Origin of the sequence: Saccharothrix luteola (assembly GCF_020859565.1) — a bacterium.
Taxonomy (GTDB): Bacteria; Actinomycetota; Actinomycetes; order Mycobacteriales; family Pseudonocardiaceae; genus Actinosynnema; species Actinosynnema luteola.
Genome location: NZ_JAJHUO010000017.1, coordinates 156708 through 174540, shown reverse-complemented (window position 1 = coordinate 174540; position 17833 = coordinate 156708). Strand labels below are relative to the sequence as shown.

Annotated in this window: 13 protein-coding genes and 1 pseudogene; 4 read left to right on the top strand and 10 right to left on the bottom strand. The window is 72.3% G+C overall.

Annotated elements, in window-relative coordinates; translation table 11 throughout:
- Positions 1-154: 154 nt before the first annotated feature.
- Positions 155-1555 (top strand): cellulase family glycosylhydrolase, encoded by a 1401-nt coding sequence (locus LNK82_RS24105; protein WP_308257258.1) that lies wholly within the window; start codon positions 155-157, stop codon positions 1553-1555.
- A 119-nt stretch (positions 1556-1674) separates the two neighbouring features.
- Complete coding sequence (locus tag LNK82_RS24100) at positions 1675-2907, top strand: tetratricopeptide repeat protein (RefSeq protein ID WP_230569259.1); 1233 nt, start codon at positions 1675-1677, stop codon at positions 2905-2907.
- 74 nt (positions 2908-2981) lie between these two features.
- On the opposite strand, the gene LNK82_RS24095 is transcribed toward LNK82_RS24100, so the two are convergent.
- Genes LNK82_RS24095 through LNK82_RS24085 form a run of 3 tightly spaced genes read right to left on the bottom strand, consistent with a single transcriptional unit; the run spans position 2982 to position 5984 of the window.
- Positions 2982-4460: a glutamate-cysteine ligase family protein gene (locus LNK82_RS24095; RefSeq protein ID WP_230569258.1), complete on the bottom strand. Its 1479-nt coding sequence runs from the start codon at positions 4458-4460 to the stop codon at positions 2982-2984.
- A gap of 22 nt (positions 4461-4482) precedes the next feature.
- Complete coding sequence (locus LNK82_RS24090; RefSeq protein WP_230569257.1) at positions 4483-5142, bottom strand: 4'-phosphopantetheinyl transferase family protein; 660 nt, start codon at positions 5140-5142, stop codon at positions 4483-4485.
- Complete coding sequence (locus LNK82_RS24085) at positions 5139-5984, bottom strand: metallophosphoesterase family protein (protein WP_230569256.1); 846 nt, start codon at positions 5982-5984, stop codon at positions 5139-5141. Before LNK82_RS24085 ends, LNK82_RS24090 begins: the two co-directional genes overlap by 4 nt.
- Before the next feature lie 417 nt (positions 5985-6401).
- Here LNK82_RS24085 and LNK82_RS24080 point away from each other — a divergent pair.
- Positions 6402-6743, top strand: a pseudogene (locus LNK82_RS24080) (transposase); the annotation flags it as partial.
- Between the two features lie 102 nt (positions 6744-6845).
- On the top strand, positions 6846-7097 hold the full coding sequence (locus LNK82_RS24075) for a hypothetical protein (RefSeq protein ID WP_230569255.1): 252 nt from the start codon (positions 6846-6848) through the stop codon (positions 7095-7097).
- A 62-nt stretch (positions 7098-7159) separates the two neighbouring features.
- Here LNK82_RS24075 and LNK82_RS24070 read toward each other — a convergent pair whose 3' ends face one another.
- From LNK82_RS24070 to LNK82_RS46985, 7 genes are all read right to left on the bottom strand, one after another.
- A complete protein-coding gene (locus LNK82_RS24070; protein ID WP_230569254.1) occupies positions 7160-10051 on the bottom strand; it encodes a TIR domain-containing protein in 2892 nt (963 codons plus the stop codon).
- Positions 10052-10073: 22 nt separating this feature from the next.
- Positions 10074-11246: a GAF domain-containing sensor histidine kinase gene (locus LNK82_RS24065; RefSeq protein ID WP_230569253.1), complete on the bottom strand. Its 1173-nt coding sequence runs from the start codon at positions 11244-11246 to the stop codon at positions 10074-10076.
- Entirely contained in the window at positions 11243-12964 is a 1722-nt protein-coding gene (locus LNK82_RS24060; RefSeq protein WP_230569252.1) for a sodium/solute symporter, read from the bottom strand. The genes LNK82_RS24065 and LNK82_RS24060 overlap by 4 nt, the downstream gene beginning before the upstream one ends.
- Positions 12961-13347 carry a DUF485 domain-containing protein gene (locus LNK82_RS24055; RefSeq protein ID WP_053721694.1) on the bottom strand — a complete coding sequence of 129 codons (387 nt, stop codon included), beginning with the start codon at positions 13345-13347 and terminating at the stop codon, positions 12961-12963. Before LNK82_RS24055 ends, LNK82_RS24060 begins: the two co-directional genes overlap by 4 nt.
- The gene (locus tag LNK82_RS24050; protein WP_230569251.1) at positions 13344-14183 is read right to left on the bottom strand and encodes a LytR/AlgR family response regulator transcription factor; all 840 of its coding nucleotides are present in this window, start codon (positions 14181-14183) and stop codon (positions 13344-13346) included. The genes LNK82_RS24055 and LNK82_RS24050 overlap by 4 nt, the downstream gene beginning before the upstream one ends.
- A gap of 36 nt (positions 14184-14219) precedes the next feature.
- Positions 14220-14528, bottom strand: coding sequence for a hypothetical protein (locus LNK82_RS24045; protein ID WP_053721693.1), 309 nt, complete (start codon positions 14526-14528; stop codon positions 14220-14222).
- A gap of 302 nt (positions 14529-14830) precedes the next feature.
- Positions 14831-17809 carry an AfsR/SARP family transcriptional regulator gene (locus LNK82_RS46985; protein WP_268996914.1) on the bottom strand — a complete coding sequence of 993 codons (2979 nt, stop codon included), beginning with the start codon at positions 17807-17809 and terminating at the stop codon, positions 14831-14833.
- Positions 17810-17833 lie beyond the last annotated feature (24 nt).

The following is a 17833-nucleotide window of genomic DNA, read 5'->3' as shown; positions in this document are numbered from 1 at the left end:
CGCGCGGCTTCCCGAACCGTTGACAGCGGGTGTCCCGGGGTGCTGTGATCCCACCCAACAGATAGGAAAGTTTCCTAACTGAACCGCCGCCACCGTGTTCACCCTGCAACGTGGGAGGCGCCCTGTGACACCCCGATGGCCCGTAACGATCCTCTTGGCGCCGCTCGTCGCGGCGGTCCTGTCCGTGCCGACGGCCTCGGCGGACGACCCCGGCACGACGGCCGTCACCGAGCACCAGGCGGAGAGCGCGACGATCTCCGACGGCCTGGTCGAGTCCAACCACGCGGGCTACACCGGCAGCGGGTTCGTCAACTACGACAACGAGTCCGGCGCGTACGTCGAGTTCACCGTGACCGCCGCGACCGCCGGCCCCGCGACCCTGTCCTTCCGTTACGCCAACGGCACCACCGCCAACCGGCCGGTGAGCGTCGCGGTCAACGGCTCGGCCGGCGTGAGCGTGGCGTTCCCCGGCACCGGCGCGTGGTCCAGCTGGGGCACGGGCTCCGCGACCGCGCAGCTGGTCGCCGGCGCGAACCGCGTGCGCGTCACCGCGACCACGGCCAACGGCGGGCCGAACCTCGACCGGCTCACCGTCGACACCGGCACGACCGGCGCCGGCCGGCCCGCGGACGTCAACGGGCAGCTGCGGGTGTGCGGCGTGAAGCTGTGCAACCAGCACGGGCACGCGATCCAGTTGCGCGGAATGAGCACGCACGGCATCCAGTGGTACTCGCAGTGCGTCAAGGCCGCCTCGCTGGACGCGCTGGCGAGCGACTGGGGCGCGGACGTCCTGCGGATCTCGCTGTACGTGCAGGAGGGCGGGTACGAGACGAACCCGCGCAAGTTCACCGACATGGTGCACGGCTACATCGAGGAGGCGACGCGGCGCGGCCTGTACGCGCTGGTCGACTGGCACCAGCTCGACCCGGGCGACCCGAACGCGAACATCTCCCTGGCCCGCACGTTCTTCACCGAGGTCGCGCAGCGGCACCGGGACAAGACCAACATCATCTACGACATCGCGAACGAGCCGAACAACGTGTCGTGGGCGGGGATCAAGTCCTACGCCGAGCAGATGATCCCGGTGATCAGGGCGCAGGACCCCGACGGCGTGGTGTTCGTCGGCACCCACGGCTGGGGCTCGCTCGGCATCTCCGACGGGCGCAGCGAGCAGGACATCATCGCCAATCCCATCAACGCCACGAACTTCATGTACACGTTCCACTTCTACGCGGCGTCGCACCAGGACGAGTACTTCGCCGCGTTGCAGCGGGCGGCGGCGCGGCTGCCGATCTTCGTGACCGAGTTCGGCACCCAGACCTACACCGGCGACGGGGGCAACGACTTCGCGTACAGCCAGAAGTACCTGGACTTCCTGGCCGCCAACAAGATCGGCTGGACGAACTGGAACTTCTCCGACGACTTCCGCTCGGGCGCGGTGTTCAAGGAGGGCACGTGCGCCGGCTCCACGTTCACCGGCACGGGTGTGCTCAAGCCCGCGGGCGCCTGGATCCGTGACCGCATGAGGACCCCGGACAACTTCCCGACGAGCTGACCGGTGCACCGCCGCCGACGCCGGAAGCCCCCGGCTCGGCGGCGGTCGGGGGATCTTCGGCGGCATGGGGCCTCGCGGTCTGGGAGCATCGGTGGTGGGGCGACGCCAAAGGGGGACACGTGCGCGAGAAGACGGGCGACGCCGACACGGCGGCCGTGGTCGGCTTCGGGGTGGCCGCGGCGCGCGGCGGTGACGTGGCGGCGGCGGAGGTCTGGTACCGCGCCGCCGCCGATCGCGGTGACGTCGACGGGATGAACCTGCTCGCGATGATCCGCGAGGAACGCGGCGCGCTCGCCGAAGCCTCGCGCTGGTACGCCCGCGCCGCCGAGCTGGGCGACACGACCGCGATGCACAGCTTGGCCCGTCTCGCCAGGCAGGACGACCGGCTGGACGACGCCGAGCACTGGTACCGGGAAGCCGCCGACCGCGGCGACCAGGAGGCGATGACCGCGCTGGCCGACCTGCTCTCGTCGACGGGCCGCTCCGGCGACGACGACGCGTGGTACCGCCGTGCCGCCGAGTCGGGCGACCCGCGGGCGCTCGCGGTGATCAGCACCCGGCTGCGGGCCAGGGGTGAGACCGACGAGGCGGAGCGGTGGTTGCGCCGGGCCGTCGAGGCGACCGGCGAGCCGTTCTTCCTGGTGGAACTCGGCGAGCTGCTGGCCGGGCGCGGTGACGTGGCCGGCGCGGAGACCTGGCACCGCCGTGCCGCCGAGGCCGGTGACGTCGACGCGATGGGCCAACTCGGCTCGGTGCTGGTGGCCCTGGGCAGGGTGGCGGAGGCCGAGGAGTGGTACCGGAGAGCGGCGTCCGCCGGTCGCGCGTCCGCCCTGGCCGACCTCGCTCTGCTGCTGGTGCACCGGGACGAGACCGCCGAGGCCGAACGCCTGCTGGAGCGGGCGTCGGGCGAGGTGGACCACGACCTGTGGGACGCGCTGCCGCCGTTGGAGCCCTCGGCGCTCGACCGGCTGGAACGGGGGGCCGCGCACCGGGTGCTCGTCGTCCTCGGCGTGCTGGCCCGGCGGCGCGACGACCTCGACGGCGCCGAGCGCTGCTTCCGCCGTGCGGCGGAGGCGGGTGACACCCGGGCGATGTACGAGCTGGGGATGCTGCTGACGCGGTCGGGGAGCGCCGAGACCCGTGCCGCGGCCCGTCGTCCGGGCAGCCGGATCAAGCCGCCGTCGGAGCAGGCGGAGACCTGGTTCCGCCGCGCCGCCGAGCAAGGCCACTCGGACGCCATGTTCAGCCTCTCCGCCCTGCACAAGGGGAGCGCGGAGGGCGAGCTGTGGTGGAACCGCGCCGTCGAGGCCCGGCAGTCCGACGCCGTGAAAGCGCTCGGAGCACTCGGCTAGAACGCTTCGCAGGGGTCCTCGCCCGAGGGGACCCCTGTTCTCATTCTACCGGCGGGGTCCGACAAATCCCGGGCTCAGGGCACCGGCCAGGTGTGGACCGGTTCGTTGGTGTGCATCAGGTCCCGGTACGAGCGCAGCATCCGGCGCAGCGCCTCGGGCCGGTCCAGCGCCGTGTGGTCGTACTGCCGGTGGAACGCGCGGGCCTGCCACGTCGCCCCGTTCACTCCGGTCAGGCACCGCTGCTCGATCACGCCCAGCAGCCGGTCGCGCTCGGCCGGGTCCACCTTCATCCGCACCAAGCCCTCGTGCGCCATCGGCAGCAGGCGGCGCAGCACCAGCTCCACCACCGGCACCGTGCCCAGCCCCGGCCAGTACACCTGCGCGTCGATGCCCGACCGGGCGCCCGAGGTGAAGTTCTCCTCCGCCGCGCTGAACGACATCTGCGACCACAGCGGCCGTTCCTCCTCGGCCAGCACGCGCACCAGGCCGTAGTAGAACGCGCCGTTCGCCAGCATGTCGACCACGGTCGGCCCGGCGGGCAACGTGCGGTTCTCCACGCGCAGGTGCGGCTGGTCGCGCACCACGTCGTACACCGGCCGGTTCCAGCGGTAGATCGTGCCGTTGTGCAGCCGCAGCTCCGCCAACGACGGCGTGTCGCCGCGCTCCAGCACCTGCAACGGGTCCTCCTCGTCGCAGATCGGCAGCAACGCCGGGAAGTACCGCACGTTCTCCTCGAACAGGTCGAAGATCGACGTGATCCACCGCTCCCCGAACCACACCCGCGGCCGGACGCCCTGCTCCTTCAGCTCGTCGCTGCGCGTGTCCGTGGCCTGCTGGAACAACGCGATCCGCGTCTCCCGCCACAGCTCCTTGCCCAGCAGGAACGGCGAGTTGGCCCCGATCGCGACCTGCACGCCCGCGATGGCCTGCGCCGCGTTCCAGTACGCCGCGAAGTCCTCCGGCGACACCTGCAGGTGGAACTGCGTGCTGGTGCACGCGGCCTCCGGCACGATCGAGTCCGCGGTGAGCTGCAACCGCTCGACCCCGCTGATCGCGATCTGCAGGTCCTCGCCCCGCGCGGCCAGCACCTGCTCGTTGAGCAGCGTGTACCGCGGGTTGCCCGAGAGCGCGTCCACGGCCAGGTGCTTCGGCTGCAACGTCGGCAGGATCCCGATCATCACCATGTGCGCGTCGACGCCGCGCGCCTTGTGCTCGGCCTCGTTCAACGACGCCCGCACGACGTCCTCGAACGCGGTGATCCCGCCGCCGGTCAGCAGCCGGGGCGCGACGTTGATCTCCAGGTTCCACTGGCCGAGCTCGGTGACGAAATCCGGGTCGGCGATGGCCTCCAGCGCCTCGGCGTTGCGCATCGCCGGGTCGCCGGCGTCGTCGACCAGGTTGAGCTCGATCTCCAACCCGGTCGTCGGCCGGTCGAACTCGAACCTGGACTCGCCCAGCATCCGGGCGAACACGTCCAGGCAGCGGCGCACCTTCGTGCGGTACCGCGTCCGGTCGTCGCGGGTGAACTGCTGTCGCCCGACCTCGTCGCCCATACCGCCGCCTTCCCGATCCCGATCAGCGCGCGGGTACCGCGATCGCGGTCACCACAAACCCCTCCCGCGCGAGCCAGCGACCGGTGAACCCGTCCAGCGCCACGCCGTCCACCACGGGCGGCTCGACGAGGATCCGCGCGGTGAACGTGCCGTCGTCCGGGTTGATGGTCACCTCCGCATCCTCGAACCCCAGCCACGTCCGCGCCAGCGGGAACCACGCCTTGTAGACGGTCTCCTTCGCGCTGAACAGCAGCCGGTCCCACGCCACCTTGTCGCCCGAGGCCCGCAGCTCACCCATCCGGGCCAGCTCACCCGGCACCGCGACGGCCTCCAGCACACCGTCCGGCGTGGGCTCGTTCGGCTCGGCGTCGATCCCGATCGTCCACACCTCGGACGTTCGGCCGACGGCCGCCGCCCGGTAGCCCTTGCAGTGCGTGATGCTGCCGACCACGCCTTCCGGCCACGTCGGCTCGCGCTTCGGACCGGGCAGCAGCGGCGCGGGTGGGAACCCGAGGGCGGCCAGCGCCGTGCGCGCGCAGTGCCGGCCCGTGGTGAACTCCCTGCGCCTCTTCTCCACCGCCCGGGCGACGTGCTCCTCCTCTTCGGGGAACAACACCACCCCGTCGGGGTCGTCGAACGCGTCGAACGCCGACACCGGCGGCGGCAGCAGGTCCGTGATCACCGTGCGTCCCCCTCGCGCAGCACGTCCAGCAGCGGCGCGGCGGTCCAGCCGCGCGGCTGCCACTCCCGCGGGTAACCGAGCGACACCTCGTCGAAGCGGACGCCGTCCTTGCGGATCGTGCGCGGGATGTGCAGGTGCCCGTAGACCATCACCGCCGCGCGGAACCTCAAGTGCCAGTCCGCGGTCCGCTCGCTGCCGCACCACAAGGCGAATTCGGGGTACCGCAGCACGAACGTGGGATCGCGCACGAGCGGCCAGTGGTTGATCAGCACGGTGCGCAACGAGCTGTCCACGGCGCGCAACCGCCGCTCGCTCTCCTCGATCCGCGCCGCGCACCACGCCTCGCGGCTCGGGTACGGGTCGGGGTGCAGGAAGTACTCGTCGGTGCAGATCACCCCGGCCTCCTGCGCCGCGGCCAGCGCGGACGCCTTGTCCGTCGTGCCCGCCGGGCGGAAGGTGTAGTCGTAGAGCGTGAACAGCGGCGCCACCGCCACCGGCCCGCCGACGCCCTCGAACACCGCGAACTCGTCGTCGGGGGTGAGCACGTCGATGCTGCGGCACAGCTCGACCAACTGCTTGTAGCGCACCTCGCCGCGGGACTGCGCCGGGTCGTCCTTCGTGGTCCACAGCTCGTGGTTGCCCGGCGACCAGACCACCTTGGCGAACCGGCCGCGCAGCACGCTCAACGCCCACTCGACGTCGTCGAACTTCTCCGCCACGTCACCCGCGACGATCAGCCAGTCGTCCGGCGAGTGCGGCCGGATGGCCTCGACGAAGTGGCGGTTCTGCTGGTACGTCACGTGCAGGTCGCTGGTGGCGAGGAGTCGCGGCGCAGTGCTCACACCTTCGAGCGTATCCGTGCGCAGCCGGTATCGGGGAGTGACCGCTCATCCGCTCGTCGCTCCTGCGTTGCCGTTCGGCGGAGTGCCGGTGGCCGCGTGACGCTGGACCACTCCCGTTCGTCGCGCGTTCCCTTACCAGGGAGCGCCGGTGTTCCTAGCGTGATGGGCATCACGACGTCCTGGGCGGAGGACCTGATGACCAACTACGTACGACCAGCGCAGCCGTTCGGTCGAACGGTGGGCGCGGAGATCGCCCGTCAGGTGCAGCAGCACGCGCACCCCGCGGTCGCCCCCAGGCGCACGGACGACGCCGCCCTGGCCATGTTGCTGCGCGCCCGCCAGCGCGGTGACGCCCAGCGGCAGGAGCCGTGGGTGCGCCGGGCGCCGGAGGCGCCACCCCGACCGCCGCACGCCGACGTGATCGAGCAGCTGGCCGTGCGCCTGGTGCCGCCGTCGCTGTGGGCCGTGGTGGAGCCGCTCCTGCCGCCCGCGAAGGTGCGCCGCCAGGGCGGTGGCCGGGGCCGGGTGTCGGACCGGGCCATCTTCACCGCGATCGTGTTCGTCCTGACCAGCGGTTGCGCGTGGCGGCACCTGCCGCCGACGTTCGGCGTGACCGTGCCGACCGTGCACCGCCGGTTCCAGGAGTGGAGCGAGGCCGGGTTGTGGCTGCGGCTGCGCCGGGCGGCGGTGGAGGGCGCGGCGGGCGACGCCGAGTGGCTGCGCCTGGTGCTGGAAGCGGCGGAACGACGCGGCGCGCGCGCAGCGGGCTGAACGGTACGGGGAACGACGGTGGCAACGCGGGCGTCCCAACTGTGAACCGGGACGTCCGCGACGCCGTACGTCCCACTGGAGGTGTAAGTCATGAAGGAGCTGTCCAGACGCGAGATCGCGCTGCTGAGGGCGACGGTCGCGAACCGGGTCGACCTGACCCGCAGCGCCGAGCCCGACGTGCGGGTGGACGGTCTGCCGTTCTGCGATCCGACCGCGGCGCGCGCCCTGGTGCACGCCGGTCTGATCGCACCGGCGAGCCCGGTCGCGCCGGGTGACCGCGCGCCCGCCCGTCTCACCGCCGCCGGCGCCGCGGCCCTGGGACTGGCGGTCCTCGCGGCCTGACCGGTCCCCCGGTCGACCGGGGGCATAACGCCTGACCGGCCTCGTCGTACCGCCGGGGCGGCTCAGCCGGACAGCTTCGCCAGCCTGGCCGCTAGGTCGGCCAGCACGCGCTCGCCGTCGTGCGGCGGCAGCTCGCTCAGCGTGGACTTCGCGGGCACGCCCTGGAACCGGCTCAGCGCGGGCGTCTCGTGGAACAGGCTCGGGCCGACCAGGACCGGGATGATCCGGCAGCCACCCTCCTCGGCCGCGGCCAGCAGGCGTGGCAGCTCCTCGGAGTTGATGTAGTCCGAGGCCAGTGAGTCCGCGCTGACCAGCACCAACGCCGCCTTGGCGCGGGCCAGGGCGGCGGTGATCTCCCGGTGCCACTGGTCGCCGAGCTCGATCCGGCGGTCCGACCAGACGTCCAGCGGGAGCGGCTTGAGGTGCACCTGGAGCCGGGTCAGCCAGTAGGCGTCCTGGTGGCTGTAGCAGACGAACACCTGGTCACGGGGCACCGGCAAGCGCTTGCCGGCCAGTTCGACCAGGTCGTCGCGGCGCAGTTGGCCGAGGTAGAACCGGAACTGCGGGTCGTCCGCGACCAACCGGCGCCCGCGCGGGTCGTGGAACAGGTGGTCGCCGCGCAGGCCCTCGAACAGCTCCGCGCGCTGCTCGTCGAGCCTGAGGATCCCGTCCGGTGTGCGGGCCAGCTCCAGCAGCAGGTCCACGCACACGGCCTCGTCCGGCCGGTCGCGCGTGACGAAGTCGACCACGACGTCGTGGTACTTGAGCTTCAGCCGTTCGGTGACCTTGGCGCGGGCGTGGGCGAGGTCGGTGCGCACCGCCTTGCGGCCGGGCTCGGTCTGCTCGACCCCCGCCGTGACCGCGATCTGCCAGCACAGCATCTGCGCGGTGAGCAGGCTGCCGGCCGAGGCGCGGGAGATCTCGGCCTTGCGGTCGAACGCGATGTTCAGCGCGTTCTCGCCCTGCTCGATCATCTTGACGATCAGGCCCTCGACGGCCGCGCCGAGCCGGAAGACCCGGATGCGGGTGGCGACGTCCGTGCCGACGGAGACCAGGTGGCGTGCCGTGCCGGGGATGCCGAGCAGCACCAACCGCCGTTCGTGGGAGCTGTTGTCCGCCAAGAGCTTCAGGTAGTCGGCCAGCTTGTTCTGCAGGTCTGCCGGTAATCGCTGGAAGTCGTCCACCGCGACCAGGCCGGTGTGCTCGTCGGGCAACGCGGTGATGGCGGGCAGGTCGGCGGGGTTGCGGGCGCTCAACACCGTGACCTCGCCCAACCGGTCCCGGTCACGGGCGACCGCGTTGCGCAACATCGTCGTCTTGCCGATGCCGGACGGCCCTTCGAGCACGATGCCCAGGCCCGGCTGGCGCAGCGACATCCGGAACTCGACGAAGTCGTCCGGCTCCACGAAGGTCACCGTCGGCACACCGGCCACGGTGAACACGTCACCGAGGCTGCGGGGTTCCGCCACGGTCTTCGCGTCCACCGGCATCGGCGGCTCGCCGCGGAGCTGCCGTGCGGCGAACCGCACGCCTTCGACCACGCTCAACAGCGCCTCGTCCAGGCTGTCCCAGTCGACCACCGGCCGACCACCCGTGGGCAACGGGGCCAGCGACCCGAACGGCTGCTCCTCCCACGACGTGGGCCGGGCCACCACGGGCAGCACCACAGCGGCCTTCCGCCGGTGCCGCTCCAGGGCCACGCCGAGCTCGCGGCTGGCACCGTAGCCGGTGGCCAGCAGGTAGCGGCTCACGACCAGCAGCACCAGGTCCGCGTCCCGGACCACCGGGACGACCACGGTGTCGAAGTCGAAGCTCTCGTCGACGAACCTCAGCGCCACCTGCGACAGCGCCCCCTCCGACAGCAGCCCCGCCAGCGACTCGGTCAACGCCTTGGCGAACACGTGGTCCGGTTTGGTGACCACCACGACCAGCCTCGGCGCGCGCGGCTCGTCGCGGACCACCGGCACGGTCGTCGGGCCGGGATCACCGGGGTACCCGGGTCCTTCCACACCGCCGCCCGCGATGCCGAGCGCGGCGAGCAGCCGGTCCCGGGCGGCCTCCGAGCCGAGACCCACCAGGTCGCACGTGCGCTGGAACAGCTTCGTCGCGGTCCTCACCGCGACCTGGACGGCGATGACGTCGCCCGGCAGGTTCCGCGCGGCGGAGATCTCCTGCGCGGACAGGTTCTGCGACACGACGACCACTGTGCGGTCGACGCGGTCGAGCTCCGGCGTGGAGCCGAGGCGTGACGGCCGCAGGGCTCGGGCGTCCAGCACGGCGGAGTACCCCGCCTGCCGGAGCTGGAAGGCGATCCACTCGGCCCACTCCGCGTCGGCCGAGGCGTACACCACCGCGAAGTCCGCGCGGTCGGCCTCCACCACGCGGGTCTCACCCGTCCGGATCCAGGCGACCGTGCTGGTGTCCTTTACCTCGACCCGGACCCGCGCGTACGCGCCGGCCTCCTCGGTGTGCCTGATGACCTCATCGAAGAACCAGTCGGAGGCGATGACGCTCACCCCGTGGGCCGTGGCGGCGACCCGGAACGCTGCGGAGTCGAAGAGCCGGAAGGCCAGGACCACCCCTGGGCCGCTCGGGCGGCGCTCGCCCCGGAGGACTTCGCCCGCGTGCACCGCCACGTGCAGCCCCAGCCGGTCGTCCTCGGACCGGTCGGCGTTGTACCGGTTGAGTTGCCGCGCAAGTTGCCTGAGCCACTTCTCAGCGATGGCGGCCTTCGGCACGTCGGGGGCAACGAGGATCAGATCCCCGTTGTCCCCGGCCTCGCGGTACGTGGTTTCCAAGGTCAGCCCCGCTCGGCGGAATGATCTCTCGATCACGCCCGACAATGCCTTGTGGCGTTGCTCCTGCACCAGTTCGGTGCGTCCTCTCCAGGCCCGGGGGGCGATGCCGAGGACCACGATGGTGCGGTGCTGCGGGTAGTCCGTCGGTCGCGTCATCCGCCCCACCTCATCCGTGCCGCTAGGCGTGGACGCCCGCCTGGTACTTCGGCACCCTCACGCTGATCTTCGTGCCGAGCCCCTGCGCCGTTTCCACGACGAGACCGTAGTCGTCGCCGTAACAGCGCCGGAGGCGCTCGTCGATGTTCCCCAGCCCTATCCCGGCCGTCTCGCCGACCTGGCCCGCCAACGTGCGGCGCAGTGCGTCGGGGTCCATGCCGATGCCGTCGTCCTCGATGGTGATGTGCGCTTCCGCGCCCGCGTCCGCCGCCTGGATCGAGATGTGCCCCGGCCCGACCTTGCCCTCCATCCCGTGCCGCACCGCGTTCTCCACCAGCGGTTGCAGGCACAGGAACGGCACGGTCACCGGCAGGACCTCCGGCGCGATCTGCAACGTCACCTTGAGCCGCTCGCCGAACCGCGCCCGTTCCAGGGCCAGGTACTGGTCGATCGACTTCAGCTCCTCCGACAACGTGGTGAAGTCGCCCGCCCGGCGGAACGAGTACCGGGTGAAGTCGGCGAAGTCCAGCAACAGCGTGCGAGCGCGCTCGGGGTCCGTGCGCACGTACGACGCGATGGCGGACAACGAGTTGTAGATGAAGTGCGGCGAGATCTGCGCCCGCAGCGCCCGCACCTCCGCCTCGACCAACCGGGTCCGCGACCGGTCCAGTTCGGCCAGTTCCAGCTGGCCCGACGCCCACCTGGCCACCTCGTTGGTCGCCCGCACCAACCCGGCCGACGCCTCCCGGCTGTACGCCGCCAGCACGCCGACCACCCGTCCCTCCACGGTCAGCGGCGCGAGCACGGCCGTGTGCACGGGGCAGTCGGGCGCGGAGCACGTGATGTCGAACGCCCGGGTGCGGCCGGTGTCGAACACGTCGGCGGCCAGGCCCATCGCCTCGGCCGCGTGGTGCTCGCCCTCGCCCTCCCACGCCACGACCTCGGTCTCGTCGGTCAACGCGAGCGCGGGCGTGCCGAGCAGCGTCCGCAGGTGCTTGGCCGACTTCTTCGCCGCCTCCGGCACCAGCCCGGCGCGCAGCGGGGGAGCGGCCGACCACGCGGTGTGCAGCGTCTCGAACGTGATCCGCTGCTCGTGGGTCAGGAAGTCGTTGCGGGTCCGGGACGTCCACCACAGCGTGATCACCACGGCCACCCCGACGAGCAGGATCGCGCCCGCCGTCCACAACGCGGTCACAACCGGTCCTGACTGCGCAGACCCAGGTTCTCCGGCGCGTGCAAGCGCACCATGACGTGGTTCACCCCCGGAGGCACCTTGCGCGGCGTCAGCAGCGACACCACGTACATCACGACGAAGCCCAACGGCACGGTCCACGCGGCGGGCCGGGCCAGGAACACGTGGTACCACGCGCCGCCGCCGCGCGTGCTGATCGTGACCAGGCCGGCCACCAGCGCGGGCAGGCCGCCCGCCACCATCCCGGCGACCGCGCCGACCGTGCTGATGCGCGTGCTCCAGATGCCCAGCACGAGCAGCGGGCACAGCGACGACGCCGCCACCGCGAACGCCAGGCCCACCATGTCCGCCACCGGCACCTTGCCCACCAGCCACGTCATGCCCAACGGCACCAGCACGGCCAGCACCGTCGACACCCGGAACCCGCGCACGCCGCGCAGCCGCAGCACGTCCCGGCTCAGCACGCCCGCCAGCGACACCATCAGGCCGGACGACGTGGACAGGAACGCGGCGAACGCCCCGCCGGCCACCAGCGCGCCCAGCAGCTGCCCGCCGAGCCCGTCGATCATCCGGCTCGGCAGCACCAGCACCACCGCGTCCGTGTCGCCGGTCATCAGCAGCTCGGGCGTGTACAGCCGGCCGAGCGCGCCGTAGATCGGCGGCATCAGGTAGAACACGCCCAGCAGACCCAGCACGATCAACGTCGTGCGCCGCGCCGCCCGGCCGTTCGGGTTGGTGTAGAAGCGCACGATCACGTGCGGCAGGCCCATCGTGCCCAGGAACGTGGCGATGATCAGCGAGTACACCGCGTACAGCGGGAACCGCTCGCCGCCGCGCATCGGCAGCGCCCACACGTCGTTGGTGTTCGACGGGATCGACCGCACGTGCGGCACCGCCGCGCCCTCCGGGAACGTGAGCCGCGTGCCGGCCGACACCTCGTGCCGGCCCACGGTCAGCTGCCCACCGCCGTCGACCCGCTCGCCGTCCACCCGGCCGGAGCCGTTGTAGGGCGTGGCGCGGGACGCGTCGAACGTCGTGTCGGAGTCGAACGTGACCGTGGTCTGCTTCGGGAACTCGGGGAACTGCGGCCCGGTCAGGTCACGCGCGCCGTGCGCGTGCCAGGCCATCACCAGGAACACCACCGGCACCGCGATCGCGGTCAGCTTGAGCCAGTACTGGAACGCCTGCACGAACGTGATGCTGCGCATCCCGCCGGAGATCACGTTCGCGGTGACCACGACGGCCACCACCAGCGCGCCCACCCAGTCCGGCGCGCCCGTCACCGTGTGCAGGGTCAGCCCGGCCCCCTGCAACTGCGGCAGCAGGTACAGCCACCCGATGCCCAGCGCGAACACGCTCGCCACCGCGCGCACGGCCGGCGAGGCGAACCGGGCCTCGGCGAAGTCCGGCAACGTGTACGCGCCGCTGCGGCGCAGGGGAGCGGCGACCAGCGCGAGCAGCACCAGGTAGCCCGCCGTGTAGCCGACCGGGAACCACAGCATGTCCGGCCCGTGCGCGAAGATCAGCCCGGCGATGCCGACGAACGACGCCGCGGACAGGTACTCGCCGCCGATGGCGGAGGCGTTCCACCACGGCGAGACGGTGCGCGAGGCGACGAAGAAGTCCGACGTCGTGCGCGAGATCCGCAGCCCGTACGTGCCGACCAACATCGTGCCGACCGCGACCACCAGCACCGCGACGATGCCGTACCCGCTGCTCACGAACGTTCCACCAGCTCCGCGAACTCCCGCTCGCTGCGCTCGGCCTGGCGCACGTAGAACCAGCCCGCCAACACGAACACGGGGAACACCAGGAAGCCCAGCAGCAGCCACGGCAGCGGCAGGCCCAGCAGCCGTTGCGCGCCGACCTGGGGCGCGAACGTGAACACCAGGGGCAGGGCCGCCACGCTCCCGCACACGACCGCGCACAGCAGCAGCCCGAGCCGCCGCTGGGTGCGGATCAGCGACCGCATGTAGACCGCGCCCAGCTCGCTCTGCTCGTCGATCTCCCGTGACGCGGGGTACGGGCGCGGTGCGCGCGGCGCGCGGGTGCGCGGGCTCGTCACCACGACCCGCTGGGTGTGCGGTCGCTGCGGCGAGGTCACGACGGCTGCCGGTTGCGGCGCACCAGCAGCTGCCGGAGGTGCCGGGCGTGCCGCCGGCTGACCGGCAGCACCGCGCCGCCGATGTTGACGCTCAGGTGGCCGTCCTCCAGCCGCAGCTCGTCGATGTGGCCGAGCGAGACGAGGTGGCTGCGGTGGATGCGCACGAACCCCGCGGACCGCCACCGCTCTTCCAGGCCGTTGAGCGCGGCGCGGACCAGTCCGCTCCCGGTCGCGGTGTGCAGGCGGGCGTAATCGCCGTGGGCCTCGACGTACCGGATGTCGGCCAGCCGGATGAACCTGGTGATGCCGCCGAGTTCGACCGGAATGACTTCGTCGCCCACGTCGGGCGTTTTCTCGGCGGGCGCGGCGGCGGCCGGTTCCGGCGTCTTCGAATCAAGCACCTCGTGCACGATCCGGTGCACGGACTCGGCCAGCCGTTCCGCCCGAACGGGCTTGAGCAGGTAATCGAGCGCTTTCAGCTCGAATGCCTCGACGGCCGGTTCCTGGTGCGCGGTGACGAAGACGATGCGCGGCGGCTGGGCGAACCGGGACAGCACGCGCGCCAGGTCGAGCCCGTCGAGGCCGGGCATGCGGATGTCGAGGAACACGGCGTCGACCGGCTGACCGGCGTCCATGGCGCGGTGCAGCGTCCGCAGCGCCTTGGTCGCGTCGGTGACGCCCTCGACGTGGGCGACGCGCGGGTCGGAGCGCAGCAGGTAGACGAGGTCCTCCAGCGCGGGGGCCTCGTCGTCCACGGCGAGCACCCTCAGTGTTCGCTCGAGCGCCCCACGGCGCTCCGGGCCCTCGCAGAGAGGGCAGGGAAGTCCTGAGGTCATGGAGTTCCAATGCGGTGTGGTCGGCAGCGTCGGCGATTAGACCACCGGACGCCTATCCTCACCCTTCGGGGTGGCCAAGGGCAATGACCGGCGCGCTGCCTGGGCGTCACCGAGAGTCATCTCCAGTTCGAGGAACGCCTCCTCGGCCCTGCGTGCGGCCAGCGAGACCGACGCCGCCGCCGCGCTGCCGACCAGTCGCCGCGTCGGCTCGTGCAACCCGCGCACCACGTCGGACCACTCATTCGCCAGCCGTGCCAACTCCGTCAGGGCGCAGACCAATTCGGCGGAAGTGCGCGGCGCCGGGTCCACGATCCGCGCCAGTCCGACGTGCGGATCGGAATCCATGACATCCCCCACGAGTGCGCCGCCGAAGTATCGAAACCCGATGCTCTCGTTCACCGACCACGCGGTCAACGACCCGGAGGAGTGGTCTTAATTGGCGCAAATCCGCGTGTCGAACGTTCAGGTCCCGCGTGTCGAACCTCCAGGACCCCCGAGTTCGTCACTCAGGTCGTCCGATGGGGTACCCGAGCGTTGAATTCGGGGGTCGCGAACGTTCGACACGCGGGCGCTGAACGTTCGACACGCGCGAGAGTCCTACATTCGGAACGCGTGTGTCCTACGTTCGGGCACCCCGAGTTCAACGCTCACGACAGGTCGGACAGGGCGGCGGAGGCCAGGGACTCGAACTCCGCGAAGCCGCGGCGGGAGGCCAGGTCACGGCCCACGCGGGCGTGGCGGAGGGCCTCCTCGCGGCGGCCGTCGGCGGCCAGGGCGTGGACCAGGTTGACGTGCGAGCGGGCGACGCCGTAGCGGTACTCCGACGACGTGGCCAGTTCCAGCGCACGCAGGTGGGCCGCCACCGCACGGGCCGGTTTGCCCAGGTGGCGCAGGACCAGGCCGAGTGCGTTGTGCACCTCCGACTCGATCCGCCGGCTCCCGCCCAGCTCCTGCACCAGCGCCAACGCCCGCTGGGCCGTCCGCATCGCCTCCGCGTGCTCCCCGGCCAGGCACAACGCCGCCGCCAGGTGGGCCATCGACTCCGCCCGCGGGTGCCGAGCGCCGCTCCGGTACCACGCCTCCAACGCGTAGCGCTGCAGCTCCGCCGCACGCGCGTAGTCCCCGGACGCCGTGCTGCACCGCCCGAGCAGCGCGGCACACGCCGCCTCGATGTTCACCCCGTCGGCCGCACGCGCCAGCTCCAGCCCCTCGGACAGGAACGACTCGGCAGTCGCCAGGTCGCCGCGCATCAACCACACCGCGCCGAGCCCGGTCACCGCCGAGATCCGCACGTGCGGCAGCGCGCCCTCCACGTCGCCCAGCTCCGCCATCCGCTCGAACGACGCGAGCGCGGCGGGCAGTTCGCCGAGCTCCAGGTGCACGATCCCGTCCAACCCGACGTGCAGCCACTCCGCCCGCGCGGTCGGCTCCACGGACCGCAGGTACCGCTGCGCGACCCGCAGGTTGCCCAGGTTCCGGTGCTCGGTCGCGAGCCACACCGTCATCATCGTCTCGGCATCACGGTCACCGGCCGCCCGCGCCGCGCCCAGCGCCGCGCCGACCGCGTTCAGGAACTCCACGTGGTGCCCGTGCGACCCGAGGTACCCGCTCACCGAGTTGATCAGCTGCCACGCCATCGGCAACGGCCCGTGCACGGCGCAGTGCTCGGTCGCCGCCAGCACGCTGGCCCGTTCCGCGGCCAGCCACCCCCTGGCGTCGTCCGGGCTCATCCGGGGCGGCCCGGACATGCCCAGCTCCGGGTACAGCACGTCGCCGACCTCGTTCGCCGTGCGCAGGTACCAGTCGAACAGCCGCAGCCGCGCCGCCGCCATGTCCTCGCCCGACGCCTCGGCGCGGTCGGCCGCGTAGTCGTGCAGCAGGTCGTGCAGCGCGAACCGGTCGGGCCCGACCCGCTGCAGGAGGTGCGCCGACGCCAGGTCCTCCAGCAGCCCGCGCGCCACGTCCGCCGGCGCGTCCAGCAACGCCGCCGCGCCGAACACGCAGAAGTCCGGCCCCGGCAGCAACCCGGCCAGCCGGAACAGCCGCGCCGCCCCCGGCGCCAGCGCCGCGTAGGACAGGTCGAACGCCCGCCGCACCGCCGCCGTGTCGTCGTTGTCCACCGCCAGCGCGGCCAGCCGGTCGCCACCGCGCAACTCCTCCACGTACGACGCCACGTCCACGTGCGGGGAGCCGACCAGGTTCCCCAGCGCGATCCGCAGCGCCAGCGGCAGGTACCCGCACAGCCGGGCCAGCTCGCCGAGCGCGTCGAAGTGCGTCACGGCCGCGTCCGCGCCCAACGACCGGGCCAGCAGCTTCCACGCCTCGTCACCCCGCAGCACGTCCAGCCGCACGGTCGTGGCACGCAGCCGCAGCTCGTTGCGGCTGGTGATCAGCACCGAGCAGCCGGGGTCGGGGGGCAGCAGGGGCCGCACCTGGTCGACCGACGCGGCGTTGTCCAGCGTGATCAGCACCCGCCTGCCGCGCAGCCGGGCCCGGTAGCCGGCGACCAGGTCCTCCTCGTCCACCGGGATGTGGTCGGCCCGCACGCCCATCGCCCGCAGGAACCGCGCCAGCACGGCGGAGGTCGACAGCGGCGGCGACGTGGAGTGGCCGCGCAGGTTCACGTACAGCTGCCCGTCGGGGTACCGGTCGCGCACCGCGTGCCCCACCGAGATGGCGAACGCCGTCTTGCCGACGCCCGGCGGCCCGCACACGACCACGGTCGCCGTGCCGCGCGTCAACAGCCCGGTCACCCGGGCCAGCTCCGCACCGCGGCCGACGAAGTTGCCCACCGGCGCGGGCAGCTGCGACACCGGCGCCCACGTGCTCGCGACCGGCTGGTGCAGCGCCGGGTCGCCGGTGAGGATCGCGTGGTGCACGGCGCGCAGCGAGTCGCTCGGGTCCACGCCCAGCTCGCGCGCCAGCGCCGTGGACGCCTGCCGGTAGGCGTCCAGCGCGTCGGCCTGCCGGTCCACCCGGTACAGCGCCACCATCAGCTGCGACCAGAACCGCTCGCGCAACGGGTGCTGCGCGGTCAGCCGGCGCAGGTCCGCGACCACCTCGTCGGAGCGGCCCAGCCGCAGCTTCACGTCCACCAGCTCGGAGGTCACCCGCAGCCGCTGCTCGACGAGGTTCGGCACCTCGGTCTCGTGCAGCGACTCTGACGGCACGTCGGCCAGCGGCGGCCCGTGCCAGCACGCCAGCGCCCGCTCGTAGGCGTCGGCGGCGGCGGTGAAGTCCTCGGCGGCGGCCAGCTTCGCGCCCTGCTCGGCCGCAGCATCGAACCGGTGCAGGTCCAGCGCGTCGGGCGGCAGGTCGATGCGGTAGCCGGTCGGCGTGGTGCGGATCAGCGGCGGATCGCCGAGCGCGCGCCGCAACCGCATCACGTACACCGGCAGCGTCTGCGCCGCGCGGTCCGGCGGCGTCTCGCCCCACACCCGGCGGATCAGGTCGCTCGCGGGCACCGAGCGGTTCGCGTCCAGCAGCAGGGTCGCCAGGACGATGCGGTGCTTGGCGGCGGTGACGGGGACCGAACGGCCGTTCCGGCGGACCACGAGAGACCCCAGCACGCCGAACTCGTCCTGCGACAGGGTCAACCGCCTCCGCTCCGTCCCGACGTCTGACATGCTCCAACTCCGGTCGGCACCGGA

Bases quoted from the DNA above. Each gene is read 5' to 3' on its own strand.
- LNK82_RS24050 (WP_230569251.1), bottom strand. From the start codon at position 14,183: ATGACCTCAGGACTTCCCTGCCCTCTCTGCGAGGGCCCGGAGCGCCGT.
- LNK82_RS46985 (WP_268996914.1), bottom strand. From the start codon at position 17,809: ATGTCAGACGTCGGGACGGAGCGGAGGCGGTTGACCCTGTCGCAGGAC.
- LNK82_RS24075 (WP_230569255.1), top strand. From the start codon at position 6,846: ATGAAGGAGCTGTCCAGACGCGAGATCGCGCTGCTGAGGGCGACGGTC.
- LNK82_RS24095 (WP_230569258.1), bottom strand. From the start codon at position 4,460: ATGGGCGACGAGGTCGGGCGACAGCAGTTCACCCGCGACGACCGGACG.
- LNK82_RS24070 (WP_230569254.1), bottom strand. From the start codon at position 10,051: ATGACGCGACCGACGGACTACCCGCAGCACCGCACCATCGTGGTCCTC.
- LNK82_RS24045 (WP_053721693.1), bottom strand. From the start codon at position 14,528: ATGGATTCCGATCCGCACGTCGGACTGGCGCGGATCGTGGACCCGGCG.